The organism is Lacinutrix sp. YIN62, assembly GCF_057219185.1.
The window spans coordinates 97,488-110,533 of the sequence record NZ_JBXVVH010000004.1 but is presented as its reverse complement, the minus strand read 5'-3'; the positions used below and the strand labels follow the sequence as shown (position 1 = coordinate 110,533).

Here is a 13,046-nt window from a genome sequence, read left to right as displayed (position 1 = left end):
GAATGAAAACATTAATATATATACTATTTATAACTCTAAGCAGTTCTATTTCTGCGCAAGATAATGTCCTTTTTGAACAAGCAAACACATTGTATAATGCAGGCCAGTTTGCTGAAGCTTTAGATAAATACAATACAATTCTAGAAGGAGACAAACATTCTGCAGAATTATATTTCAATATAGCCAATGCACATTACAAACTCAATCATATAGCTCCTAGTATATACTATTATGAAAAAGCAATTCAATTATCGCCTAATGATGCAGATATAAAAAATAATATGGCTTTTGCTAATAATATGAGAATAGATGCCATAAACACTCTCCCAGAAATAGGGATTAAAAAGTTCGTAAAAAAAATAACAAACAGTCTAAGTTTTGATGCCTGGGCTATTTTCTCTGTGGCTTTGGTAATCGGATTCGTAGTTTTATTTTTATTATATTACTTTACGTATTCTACAACAATAAAACGCTTATATTTTGTAAGCAGCTTAGCAGCCCTATTTTTAGCTTGTTTCACACTCGTTTTGACTTTTCATAATTATAATTTAGCACAAAAAAATAAATTTGCTATTATTTTTGCTCAAGAGAGCCTCGTTAAAAGCGAACCAAATTTAAGAAGTGATGAAGCCTTTACATTGCATGAAGGTACCAAAGTTCAAATTTTAGATACCGTGAGTAACTGGAAGAAAATTAAAATTGCAGATGGTAAAACAGGTTGGATATCAAACAAAGATATTAAGGAGCTATAGTAATTAAGCTTGATTTTCTTCTGAATCTTCAGTGTTATTTATGATGCTAGGAAAAATCATTGGAGCCAAAGATTTTACAGGTTTATAGAGTATAGAATCCTCTATATTTTCATCACTTACAAAAGTAATTGTATTATTCATTTTATTAAATACAATAAGAATAACGCTTAAAATCAACCCTATTTTAAGCGCTCCAAAAACACCTCCTAGTAATTTATTTAAAACGCCTAAAGCCGCAAAATCAGCAAGTTTTGTTAGCGCTTTTCCTGCCAAGGAAATAACGATAATTATAATAATAAAAGTAATAGCAAATGCTGTAACATTAATAGTTTGCTCACTCCATTGTGTTTTTTCTTCCAAATAAGAGGCTGCAAAATTACTAAAATGCATAGCTCCATAAACACCACTTATTAACGCAACTAACGAGGCTACTTCTACGAAAAAACCTTTCATAAAACCACGAACCAATCCAAATAACAAAAGCGCAGCTAAAACAATATCAATAACACTCATAAGAATAAATTTATGTGTAAATATAAGTTAACTTTGCAACTTTAAAATTATTATGTCTAGAGATCAAGAATTAAAAGCACGTTGGGAATTAGTGGTAGAAAAATTGTCTAATCAATTTGCAGAAGGAGACACCTTAGATTTAGACGCCATTATTTACCTTATTGGCGTGCAGGAATTAGGCCAATTAAACCGTAGGTTTAAAAAGGATCACAAATTAGATCTAATGCACATTGCCATATGTAAACTATTGGAACCTTATGGTTATTATGAGTTCGATTTTGTTGATGACGATGGCTGGCCACACTATAAAGTAAAAGAACAATTACCACACTTAAAAGCTGGTGAGCAGAGCGTTTTAATGAAAGAAGCCATTGTTAACTATTTTATAGAAACCCATTATATTGATTAAACTTTAATTTAATAAACAATTATAAAACAAACAAAAAATGAAAAAAACAGGACTATTTTTAAGTATTATTTTATTAATTTTTACAAGCTGTGAAAGCGATGATGACACTACAACGTCTATAGATCCCATTATAGGAACTTGGACTTTTCATAAAGCTTTTTATAATGATATTGAGCAAGATTTAAACCTTTGTGAAAAGCAAAATACCCTAGAGTTTAATTCGGACAACACCTATAAGGTTAGTAATTATGATGATGTTCTTGACAACTGTGAGCTAGAAGATACGGATTTAGGGACATGGGAAAATGCGGGAAATAATAATTATACCATTACAATTGATGACACAGCTTCAACTAATGAAGTCATTTTTGAAGACAATACTTTCTCTGTAACAGAAATTGAAATTGTACAAGGGGAAACCTATACTTTTAAACAAGTCTTTATTAAAAATTAGAAAACTAAAAACTCCTTAAACATAAGTCATTTTTTTATATTTAAAAATCACTAAATTTGCATTTCATTTTTGAAATGAAATTATGATAGAGAAGATAAAAGAGCTAATTACTGAAGCTGAAGCATTCAAAGCACAATCTAAGGAAGAGGTTGAGGCTTTTCGTATAAAATATCTGGGAAAAAAGGGACTGCTTAATAATTTTTACGCAGAATTAAAAACTGTTGCTAACGACCAGAAAAAGGATTTTGGGCAGATCATCAACGAATTAAGAAATACTGCACAAAATAAAATAGCCACTTTAAAAAACGAATTGGAAGCCAAAGAAGAAGAGAAAGGAGGTTTTGGTGATTTGTCGCGTCCTGGCGAACCTATTTCGTTAGGTGCACGCCATCCCATTTCACTTGTAAAAAATCAAATTACAGAGATATTCTCCCGGATTGGTTTTAACGTAAGTGAAGGCCCTGAAATAGAAGATGACTGGCATAATTTCACGGCTTTAAACCTACCAGAATATCACCCTGCAAGAGATATGCAGGACACGTTTTTTATACAAACAAATCCAGATATATTATTACGTACACATACGAGTTCTGTACAAGTACGTTATATGGAAAATAACAAACCTCCTATTCGTACTATTTCACCAGGAAGAGTATATCGGAACGAAGCTATCTCGGCACGTTCACATTGCTTTTTTCATCAAGTAGAAGGCTTGTATATAGACAAAGATGTAAGTTTTGCTGATTTAAAGCAAACACTTCAATACTTCACCACTGAGTTATTTGGCAAGTCTAAGATTAGATTACGCCCCTCTTATTTCCCTTTTACAGAACCTAGTGCTGAAATTGATGTTTATTGGGGATTAGAAACAGAAACAGATTATAAAATTACCAAAGGGACCGGTTGGTTAGAAATTGGAGGTTGTGGCATGGTAGATCCTAATGTTTTACAAAATTGTAAAATTAACCCTAATGAATATTCTGGTTTTGCCTTTGGAGTAGGCATCGACCGTATAGCAATGCTCTTGCATCAAATAAGTGATATTCGTTTATTGAGTGAAAATGATGTTCGCTTCTTAGAACAATTTAAAAGTGCTTTCTAACAGTGTTATTGGTTATTTATACTCCTTAATAGTCTAAAAACAATTAATAAAATGAATGCTAAAAATGCCTTGAATTAACACTCAAGGCATTTTTAGTTAAACGATACACTTTCATTTATTTTCGTTTTACAAGAGCATAAAAATCGTCTTCTAAAGGTAAATAACCTTGATCATAAACGAAATAATAAACCGTTCCTATTTTAGTGGTATAGGTACTTGTGAAATAATTAAAATCAAACCCTTTTTCTGTTAATTTTTCCTTAGTCGTTTTGGTTTTTTGAATAGGATTTAAAGCTTCAAGAATCCTCCAATTCTTACGAAGTTTGTTATTAATATTCCTAATTAAATTCTTCCCGTCTTTATTAATTTTGTTATTGTAAGCATTTCTACAATGATCATTACAAAATTTCTTGTCAACTCTTCCTATAATTCTAGCTTCACATTCCAAACATTTCTTTTCCATAAACTTTATTAGGGTTGTTAATGCGATACCATCGTAATGTTAGATTGTCCTCTTTAAAATAAAAATGCTCTATATAATGCAATCCCATTTTTAAAAGTACTTTATGGGAAGCTATATTTTCTACCTCTGTAATACCATATATTGTTTTAAGTTTCAATTCTTTAAAAGCATACGCTATGGCAGCCTTTCCTGATTCGGTAGCATATCCCTGTCCCCAATATTTAGGCATCAGCCTATATCCAACATCATAAAAATTGCTTGTGTTGTTAAACATTTCATCTGTATAAAGCCTAAGTCCTGACCATCCAATAAATTCGTTTGTTTCCTTAAGTATAGTAGCCCATCTACCAATACCTCTTTCTTTATACTGTTGTTGTATTCCTTTAATAGTAACAATAGCCTCTCCCTTTGTTTTAATAGGATTATTACCTAAATATTTATGGACTAAGGGATCGGAATCGAGAGTAAACATATTGTCTCTATCACTTTCCTGTAATTCTCTTAAAATTAAACGGTCTGTTTCAATATGAATGCTCATCTGTCGTTTTATATTATTGGTTAAACAACCTTCATTACAACACTTAACTGCTTAAAAGTTCATTATTAGTATTTCGTAAAAACCCCATAATTTTAAATTAAAGAGGAATGCGTTGCTATAAAAATGAATCAAAAAGCGAATAGATACAGTAGAAAAAAAATTAAACAACTTAAAACCTTATCAATAAAAGAGTCTAATATACTAAACTTGCTATAATTATTATATCATTTCACATATGAAAATGAGGCGGTTGCAAATAAAAAAAAGCCCTTTTTGGAGTTTGCTTAAAAAATTTAAGTATCTTTAGAAAAAATCTAACTGATTTAGCCTACTAACAAGCCCCTACACTTAAGCGGTTTCTCATCAGTTAGATTCGTTATGTTTAATCACTATTTTATTGATATGAATAGCTGATTACTATAGTTTTTTTAAAAAACCTAACTGACTTAGTCTACTGTAAGTCCCTACACTTAAGTGATTTCTCATCAGTTAGATTGGTTACTTTTGGTCAATGATTAATTGATATAAATAGCTGGTTACTAATTTTTTTAAAAAACCTAACTGACTTAGTCTACTGTAAGTCCCTACACTTAAGTGATTTCTCATCAGTTAGATTGGTTACTTTTGGTCAATGATTAATTGACATAAATAGCTGGTTACTAATTTTTAAAAAAACCTAACTGATTTAGTCTACTGTAAGTCCCTACACTTAAGTGATTTCTCATCAGTTAGATTGGTTATCTTTGCTCAATTATTAATTGATTTTAATGGCTAATTACATAAAATTATTAAATACACTTTTACTCAAAAAACCTAACTAACTTGATCGTTTATTTTTGCTCCCATCAAAATAATTCTCTAAGCTAGTTAGATTAAATTTATTTTACTCTTTTCAAAACAATAAAATCCTATTGTTTTGTCTTCCAATTTATTACAGTAAATATAAATTAATACTTTAACATATTTGTAAGGAAACTCCTTAGCATTTATAAGGAAACTTTTACACTAACACTTCTTCATATCTGCTCAAAATTGTTGCAAAGTATTTATTAATTAATCCATTACCGTTGTACTCTTGTAAAATGATTTCTTTAGATTTAGCACAAACTTCATTATATCTATTTTCCTGACCTCCAAAATCCCATTGTGCGCCTAGTAAAATCATTTTATAAATAGGATTTTCTGGTTCTAATACTGTTGCCTTTTCTAGTAATTTAATGGCCAATTTCTCATATTTTGTACAGTTACCAAACTCATAAGGCACTATCGAAATAGCATAACCTGCTATAAAATTAAATTCTGCTATGTTAGCATACGTTTTTTGCCCTTTTTTTAATTCTATAACTAAAGCTTCTCTTAAATTAACATCAATTGTAAATTGCCCTTCAACGGTATCCAACATGTACCATAAAAAGAAAAAATTGTGTTTCCATAATTCAAAATTCCTTTTATTCCCTGTCATCATTTTTTGATACGCATAATACGCGCCATCATAATCTTGAGCTTCCTCTAATTCAAATACATTTGTTAAATTCATTGTTATATATATTTAAGAATTTAAAAAAAACAAATACTCTTCGATACTAAACTTATCGCTTTTTACGTTATTCATTCTGCGTACAGAAAGAAATGTGCTGAGTACATTATTTTATTATTTAAAAGATAACCTCAAACAATAACTTAATATGTTTAAAACCTGTATTTAAGTATGTTTCTTGTTCAATATCTTTGGGGGAGAAACTCTTATTTATAAAAGAGTACATTACGAATCTACACAAAAAAAAAGAATGACGAGTAAGGTTTTTCCTTACAATTAGTAAGGTTTTTCTGTGTAGTTATATAAAACCTTTTTGCTTAGCCACTTCCACCAATGCTTTATCATCCATTTTAGAGACATTAAACGCTTCTTTTAATTGACGTTTTCTTCTTTCTATCCCTCCAATAGACATCGGTATCATATTAGGAAGGTCCCCCATTTTTGTTCCTAATGATAACTCATATAATAATTGTCTGTCAATTTTATCTAATACGAAATCGTTAGTAATGTGTTTACGCAGTAATTGCAATATAGTTTTACTATAATGAGGAGGGTTTTCGATTACAGTATTGATCGCTTCTACTAATTCTCCAGAAGAAATGTCGTTCTTTATTAAAAACCCATCTGGGTTTATGCTTTTAAGAATATTATTTAATCTATAATTATCGTTATATGTGGTTGCTACAATTATTTTGGACTTAGGGGTAATACGTCTTATCTCTAAACCTAAGTCTTCACCAGATAACAAAGAACCGTCTTTAGATTTTGGTAATTTTATATCTAAAAAAATAATATCAAAAGACGATTTAGATCTTTTATTAAGTTCATAGCTTGCACTATCAATAGTATTTACTTCTTTAATGTTAAAGGTATAAGCCTCATTATCCGTGCTTATTTTTGACATTGCACTTTTGTAAGCATCTGCAATTATAGGGTGGTCATCTATAATTAATACATTAATGGATTTCATTTATTATTCTATTCTATTCTATTTTTAAAAGGAATTATTACCGTTATTTTTGTGCCTTTATTCTTTTGGGAGACTAAAGAATAAGTCCCATCTATTGTTTTGACTCTAGAGTGTATATTTGAGATACCAATACCTTTACTCACTTTTTTATCATTAAGCCCGACACCATTATCTTTTATAGTAAAGTTAAGGTTTTCATCTGTATATCCAAAGGTAATATTAACAAGTGTTGCTTTTGCATGTTTAACGATGTTTAAAAGAGACTCTTGCACAATACGATAGCAATTAATCTTAACACTATCTCTGCTTTCATTCCACAATTCACCATCGGCAGTATTTATAGTATATTCAAAACCGCCTAATTTACTTTGTTCTTCTACCAGTGTTTCAATAAGTGTAATGTAATCTTGTCTAGACTGAAGAATTGTGTTTTTTAGTTCATGAGAAATATTTCTTATTTCCTGCTCAATTTTTTGCAATTCGTTTATATAACTGTCCTTCTTTTCTTGACTCCCTTGAAAGTCTAGAAATCCCAAGCCCATTCTTGTACCAAATATTTTCCCAAGCACGCCATCATGTAATTCTTCTGAAATTCTATTGCGTTCCTTCATACGGCCTTCTTCTAATTTAGATTGCTGTTTTAGCATTAATTTATAAATATCTTCATTAGCTTGCCTTTGCCTTGTTTCTAAAATTAATTCTCGTTTTTTAGAACGTTCTGATCTTATATAAATTAACAAACTTAATATAAAAGTCATCGCAATTCCTGTTATGGTTATTATGGTTTTTTGCGAAGACAGTATTTCTGCTTTATAAATATAATTATCCGTTTCAAAACGAATTCTAGCAAATTTATTCTTTATTTTTCGTTCTTTCTGCTCTAATGCTTCTCTTAAACGAACATATTCGCTTAAGTAATTTGCAGACTTATCTAAATCGATTTTAGAAAGCAAAAGCAAAGAAGACATAATATCTCTATTATTTTTAATCGAATTTGCCAACTCATTGGCTTCTTTAGCATAAGCAATAGCAGTTGTTGTATCTTCTATGGCCATATAATACTCTGCTAAATGCAGCTTATTTATAACCATACCTGAAATATCTGTGATCTCATTCCGTATTCCTAAAGATACATCGAAACACCTTTTAATATTAAGTCTATCGTTTTTTAGAAATCGCGTATAGGCTAGATTATCTATGATCTTAGCATATAATTTCAAGTTTTTTTCACTAAGATCTTTAGATTCTAGGGCTTTTTTTAAATAACTTATAGCCTTATCGTAATCCTTTTTCTTTTGATAAGTTATTGCTAAATTATTTAATGTCCATTCCTTATAATCTTTTTTATTTTTACTTTTTTTTAGATAATCTAAAGCTTTATTATGATAACGGATAGAACTCTCATACTCCTCCAACTCTTTATATATAATCCCAAGAAGACTATTACATCTGTACAGCGAAATATTTTTATTTAACATTTCAAACTTAGAAATGGCTTCAAATAATTTTTCCTCAGAATTTATGTAATCTTTAAACCGGCTCTGTATAAATGCCATATTATAAAGCATTTTACCTGAAAAAAAAGTATCTTTTTTAGCCTCGTAAAGCTTATAAGCTTTATCATAATAGTAATAAGAAGAATCAAACACCTCTTTTTTAGAGTAATAAGCACCATATCGCCAATATACTTGAGCAATACCCGAAGTATCGTTTAGCTTTAGTGACGCTCGAAAAGCTTTTTTATTTAGACGTTTAAAAGCTGTGGAGTCATTCTCTTTTAAAAAGGCATAGGCTTTATCATGTAAACGTTTAATTTCTAGATTTTCTTTTTGTATTTTACAAACCCTTGATGTTTTTTTTTTACTACCAGTACAGCCACATATAATAGCACTTATTATAATAAGACCTAAATAGTGGTTGGTATGGGATTTGATTTTGAAAATAGCCTGGTCCTTTAAATAAACAAAATTAAAAAAAAAAGCCTTAAATATATATTTAAAGCTTTTTTTTATATTTTTTCTGTTACTGATTATTCCCCATTGGGATCCATATCGTCATCTGTTTCAGCTGCATCCTCACCTCCAGTCGCATTTTCTACCCTTTGAGTTTCTGTATCACTTGAATTGGTATCATTGATGTCCTCAACAGAACAGGAGTAAAATAAAGCTGTAAAAAATAATAATGCAATTAGTTTATTTGTAGTTTTCATAATTGTGGTTTTAAATTGTACTAATAGTTAACCCCAAAAATTGGGAATGGATTTTTAATGCGTTAAGGTTTTAGTTAACTTAAATTTGGCCTTAACATTTTAATAAGTGAAGCTTGCTTATACCGCTAAATTACTTTGATAAGTAGCAATACCCTAAAAAAAAAACGCAGATTTAGTGTATACCGTCTGTCTGTGAGTAAACACTCCATTTTTGAAAGGAAAATTTTAAAATTAAAAAAGAACACACACTATTTTAAGTACAGGCATATGAATGGCAAATAATAATTGTTTCTGTAAATTATTAGATCCTTTAAGTAATAAATTAGTCTTTATTAAAATGTTTAAATTCAATTTAAGCTGGAAGTAAAAGTGCTAGCCAAGCAATCTTTTATAAATTCAATATTATGAATATATGTTTTTGTAAAGGGGATTTTATATGAAGTATGATCTATTGTGCATCTTGATTTTCCATAATTAATTCTAGAAATATAATCTTTGTTAACAATATAACTTTTATGGATTCTTAAAAAGTTTTTTGGAAGTGTATTTTCAAATATTTTTAAGGTTTTATATGCACTAATTACTTTGCCGTTATTAGTATAAAAATCTGTCGTATTATTATCTGCTTTAAGAAATATTATTTCATCTATATTAATATATTGATAATCATTATACGATTTTAAGCACAGCATTCTACTATTGCAAGAGGCCGTATGTTTTTTTTTTAATTTTAAAGCCAATTTTCTTATGTCTAATTCTAAAAGAGGACGAATCAGGTAATCTGTAAAATTATGCTTTAAGGCCTGATACGCAAACCCTTTAGACTCTGAAATCCCGATAAAACTCGGGGAATTTTCCAAATAGGTGTTTAGCTCAATCACAAACTGAAAAGTGTTCTCTAAAACATTATCCAAGTTTAAAAATACAATATCAGGCTTGCGTTTTAAAATAATATTCATCGCTTCCTCATAATTAGATGAGCTTCCTAGCGACTTAAAAACAGGGTAATCTGCTAATACATCGCTAAGATTATGATCTAATCCACTTTTATTATCTATAATATAGTAAGTATTCAAAAAAAAGAAAATTTTAGAACCTTAAAATTAAAAAAATCATTTTTCAAAAAGATAAGGATTATCCTTACACTTGTTAAGGATTTCTATATAATACCCGTTTACAAACGACTACAAACGACTACAAACGAAATTAAGTGGTAAACAACCTTATAATACGCTTACATATTAAACATTTGCAATGCGGAATCGATATTGGTTCTACAACAAAGTAATAGTTTAACAATACAAATTTAAAATTATGAGCTCACTTAGAAACAAAGTACAGTTAATCGGACACTTAGGCAACCACCCTGAAGTTATTAATTTAGAATCGGGTAAAATGCTTGCTAAATTTTCCATTGCCACAAATGAAAGTTATAAAAATGAAAACGGAGAAAAAATAACAGACACGCAATGGCACAATGTAATAGCGTGGGGAAAAACAGCAAGCATAGCTGAAAAATATTTACAAAAAGGAAAAGAAGTCGCTATTGAAGGGAAACTAACAACACGTACTTGGGAAGATAAAGATGGCATGAAGCGTTATACCACAGAAATTGTGATTAATGAGCTGTTACTATTAAGTAAACAATAATATCTTTTAAAAATTTAAGCTCTAAGTGAAAAAGAAAGCTTAGGGCTTAAGTTCTTATAAAAAACAACGTATAAACAAACAGTACTAGCCAAACATTTACTTTTTACGCACCAACATATACACAGGAAAATGATCACTATAACCGCCCTTATATTGCTTTCCTAAATAAGTTCTATAAGGACTTCCTTTATGTTTTCCTTCATATAACTTTAAAAAATCTTCATCAAAAATATTAGCTTTAAGAAAACGAAGCGTATTAAATTTTCGCTCGAAAAAATTAGGCGTAATAATAAACTGATCAAATAAATTCCACTTATTTTGATAACGGGTGCTACCTCTATCTGTAGAGTGTAACAGATGCATTGGGTTAAACAAATTGTGATTCTCTTCCAGTTTATTTATACTATTAGAAGCAGGATCATCATTAAAATCGCCCATTATTATAATTTTAGCGTTTGGTTTCTGGTCTTTTATATTTGTGATAATTTCTGAAACTTTTTGAGAGGCCTCCATACGTTTATATTCCGTTTCTTTATACCCATCTCGTCTGGAAGGCCAGTGATTTACCAAAACATAAAGCTCTAATTCCCGAAACAGCCCATTTACCAATAAGATGTCTCTAGTATAATCAACCGTTCCATTCTCTTCATATAATGGTATAGAAAATGTTTCAGAATTAATAATTTTAAAAACAGTTTCATCATATAGCAAAGCGACATCTATTCCGCGTTCATCTGGCGAATTATAATGTACAAACTTATATTTAAATGCTTTAATATGCTTAGAACTCACTAAATCCTTTAGAACATGTGCATTTTCAACTTCAGCTAAACCAATAATGGCTGGCGGTTTATTGGTTTCTTTTTTACCAATGTTAGAAATCACATACCCTATTTTTTTCAACTTACTTTCATACCGCTTTATATCCCATTTTTTTTCGGAGTTTGGGTTAAAATCATTTCGTGTAAAGTTATCATCATAAACATCAAACAGGTTTTCAATATTGTAAAATGCAATGGTGTCTTTTATAGATTTAGATTTAAAAAAATTGAACATACAATGAATTCCGTTTATAGGTTAAAAATAGGGAAATTAATCTGCTTTCAATTGTGTAACTTTGTGCTTTAATTTTATTTATGCTAGAAAAAAAGGACATCGCTTTAGAAAAAGCTGTATTGATTGGGGTTATTACAAAAGAACAAGACGAAGTAAAGTCTAAAGAATACTTAGATGAATTAGAATTCTTGACCTTTACAGCAGGTGGAACCGTTTTAAAACGATTTACCCAAAAAATGGAAATGCCAAACCCTAAAACATACATAGGAACTGGTAGGATGGAAGAGGTACGTCAATTTATTGAAAACAACCACATTAGCACCGCTATTTTTGATGATGAACTTTCGGCTTCACAAGAACGAAATATAAGTAAAATTTTAGAATGTAAAGTCCTCGATAGAACCAACTTAATCTTAGATATTTTTGCACAACGCGCACAAACCAGTTATGCAAGAACGCAAGTAGAACTAGCACAATGCCAATATTTACTTCCTAGATTAAGAGGAATGTGGACACACTTAGAACGTCAAAAAGGAGGGATTGGAATGCGCGGTCCAGGAGAGACAGAAATTGAAACAGATAGACGTATTGTTCGCGATCGTATTTCCTTATTAAAAGATAAAATAAAAGCTATAGACAAACAAATGTCTGTACAGCGTGGCAATAGAGGTAAAATGGTACGCGTAGCACTAGTAGGCTATACGAATGTTGGAAAATCAACATTAATGAATACCATAAGCAAAAGCGCAGTCTTTGCAGAAAATAAACTATTTGCAACCTTAGACACGACTGTTAGAAAAGTTGTTATTCAAAATTTACCTTTTTTACTGTCGGATACTGTTGGTTTTATACGTAAGCTGCCAACACAACTAGTAGACTCTTTTAAAAGTACTTTGGATGAAGTTCGCGAAGCCGATTTGCTACTTCACGTAGTCGATATAGCACACCCAAACTTTGAAGACCATATTGCTTCTGTAAATAAAATTTTAGGAGAAATAGACAGTAGCGATAAACCCACTATAATGGTTTTTAATAAAATTGATGCCTATAAAGCTGAACCTTTTGATGAAACCGATCTCGTTGCTGAACGTACAAAACTACATTATAGTTTGAATGAATGGAGAAATACTTGGATGAACAAAATAGGAGATAATGCTCTATTTATTTCTGCTTTAAATAAAAAGAATCTTGAAGATTTTAAAAAACGGGTTTACAATGAAGTTCGCGAAATCCATATTACACGTTTTCCATATAATCATTTTTTATACCCAGATTACAATTATGACAGCATGGGAGAAGGAGAGGATGAATAATGTTGTGATGACATCGCTTTTTTATAACCAATTAATTTAATATCTGTTTTACCATACGAATCATAATTTACTGGCATACT

The 13,046-nt window shown here is 30.2% G+C and carries 15 protein-coding genes; 6 read left to right on the top strand and 9 right to left on the bottom strand.

Annotation, left to right across the window (positions count from 1 at the left end; genetic code table 11):
* The first annotated feature begins 2 nt into the window (after positions 1-2).
* Entirely contained in the window at positions 3-752 is a 750-nt protein-coding gene (locus AC2D8I_RS03980) for a tetratricopeptide repeat protein (protein ID WP_484704697.1), read from the top strand.
* Positions 753-755: 3 nt separating this feature from the next.
* Here the strand turns inward: AC2D8I_RS03980 and AC2D8I_RS03975 are convergent, their stop codons facing one another.
* Positions 756-1,265: a CvpA family protein gene (locus tag AC2D8I_RS03975; protein WP_484704696.1), complete on the bottom strand. Its 510-nt coding sequence runs from the start codon at positions 1,263-1,265 to the stop codon at positions 756-758.
* 52 nt (positions 1,266-1,317) lie between these two features.
* Here AC2D8I_RS03975 and AC2D8I_RS03970 point away from each other — a divergent pair, with 52 nt between their 5' ends.
* The 3 genes from AC2D8I_RS03970 to pheS all read left to right on the top strand — a co-directional run bounded on the left by AC2D8I_RS03970 (position 1,318) and on the right by pheS (position 3,230).
* Positions 1,318-1,674 carry a hypothetical protein gene (locus AC2D8I_RS03970; RefSeq protein ID WP_484704695.1) on the top strand — a complete coding sequence of 119 codons (357 nt, stop codon included), beginning with the start codon at positions 1,318-1,320 and terminating at the stop codon, positions 1,672-1,674.
* A 37-nt stretch (positions 1,675-1,711) separates the two neighbouring features.
* On the top strand, positions 1,712-2,128 hold the full coding sequence (locus AC2D8I_RS03965) for a lipocalin-like domain-containing protein (RefSeq protein ID WP_484704694.1): 417 nt from the start codon (positions 1,712-1,714) through the stop codon (positions 2,126-2,128).
* An 82-nt stretch (positions 2,129-2,210) separates the two neighbouring features.
* Positions 2,211-3,230: a phenylalanine--tRNA ligase subunit alpha gene (gene pheS / locus AC2D8I_RS03960; RefSeq protein ID WP_484704693.1), complete on the top strand. Its 1,020-nt coding sequence runs from the start codon at positions 2,211-2,213 to the stop codon at positions 3,228-3,230.
* 115 nt (positions 3,231-3,345) lie between these two features.
* Here pheS and AC2D8I_RS03955 read toward each other — a convergent pair whose 3' ends face one another.
* The 7 genes from AC2D8I_RS03955 to AC2D8I_RS03925 form a co-directional block, all read right to left on the bottom strand.
* On the bottom strand, positions 3,346-3,693 hold the full coding sequence (locus AC2D8I_RS03955) for a hypothetical protein (RefSeq protein WP_484704692.1): 348 nt from the start codon (positions 3,691-3,693) through the stop codon (positions 3,346-3,348).
* Positions 3,668-4,231 (bottom strand): GNAT family N-acetyltransferase, encoded by a 564-nt coding sequence (locus AC2D8I_RS03950; protein WP_484704691.1) that lies wholly within the window; start codon positions 4,229-4,231, stop codon positions 3,668-3,670. Before AC2D8I_RS03950 ends, AC2D8I_RS03955 begins: the two co-directional genes overlap by 26 nt.
* 1,000 nt (positions 4,232-5,231) lie before the next feature.
* Positions 5,232-5,768, bottom strand: a complete 537-nt coding sequence (locus tag AC2D8I_RS03945) for a hypothetical protein (RefSeq protein WP_484704690.1) — start codon at positions 5,766-5,768, stop codon at positions 5,232-5,234.
* Positions 5,769-6,066: 298 nt separating this feature from the next.
* Positions 6,067-6,738: a response regulator gene (locus AC2D8I_RS03940; protein WP_484704689.1), complete on the bottom strand. Its 672-nt coding sequence runs from the start codon at positions 6,736-6,738 to the stop codon at positions 6,067-6,069.
* Between the two features lie 8 nt (positions 6,739-6,746).
* Complete coding sequence (locus AC2D8I_RS03935) at positions 6,747-8,294, bottom strand: tetratricopeptide repeat-containing sensor histidine kinase (protein WP_484704688.1); 1,548 nt, start codon at positions 8,292-8,294, stop codon at positions 6,747-6,749.
* A 473-nt stretch (positions 8,295-8,767) separates the two neighbouring features.
* The gene (locus AC2D8I_RS03930) at positions 8,768-8,947 is read right to left on the bottom strand and encodes a hypothetical protein (protein ID WP_484704687.1); all 180 of its coding nucleotides are present in this window, start codon (positions 8,945-8,947) and stop codon (positions 8,768-8,770) included.
* 347 nt (positions 8,948-9,294) lie between these two features.
* Positions 9,295-10,023, bottom strand: a complete 729-nt coding sequence (locus AC2D8I_RS03925) for a LytR/AlgR family response regulator transcription factor (RefSeq protein ID WP_484704686.1) — start codon at positions 10,021-10,023, stop codon at positions 9,295-9,297.
* 238 nt (positions 10,024-10,261) lie between these two features.
* On the opposite strand from AC2D8I_RS03925, the gene AC2D8I_RS03920 reads away from it, so the two are divergent.
* Positions 10,262-10,597: a single-stranded DNA-binding protein gene (locus tag AC2D8I_RS03920; RefSeq protein ID WP_484704685.1), complete on the top strand. Its 336-nt coding sequence runs from the start codon at positions 10,262-10,264 to the stop codon at positions 10,595-10,597.
* Positions 10,598-10,693: 96 nt separating this feature from the next.
* On the opposite strand, the gene AC2D8I_RS03915 is transcribed toward AC2D8I_RS03920, so the two are convergent.
* Positions 10,694-11,653, bottom strand: coding sequence for an endonuclease/exonuclease/phosphatase family protein (locus AC2D8I_RS03915; protein ID WP_484704684.1), 960 nt, complete (start codon positions 11,651-11,653; stop codon positions 10,694-10,696).
* Positions 11,654-11,733: 80 nt separating this feature from the next.
* Here AC2D8I_RS03915 and hflX point away from each other — a divergent pair, with 80 nt between their 5' ends.
* Positions 11,734-12,966 carry a GTPase HflX gene (gene hflX, locus AC2D8I_RS03910; RefSeq protein ID WP_484704683.1) on the top strand — a complete coding sequence of 411 codons (1,233 nt, stop codon included), beginning with the start codon at positions 11,734-11,736 and terminating at the stop codon, positions 12,964-12,966.
* Positions 12,967-13,046 lie beyond the last annotated feature (80 nt).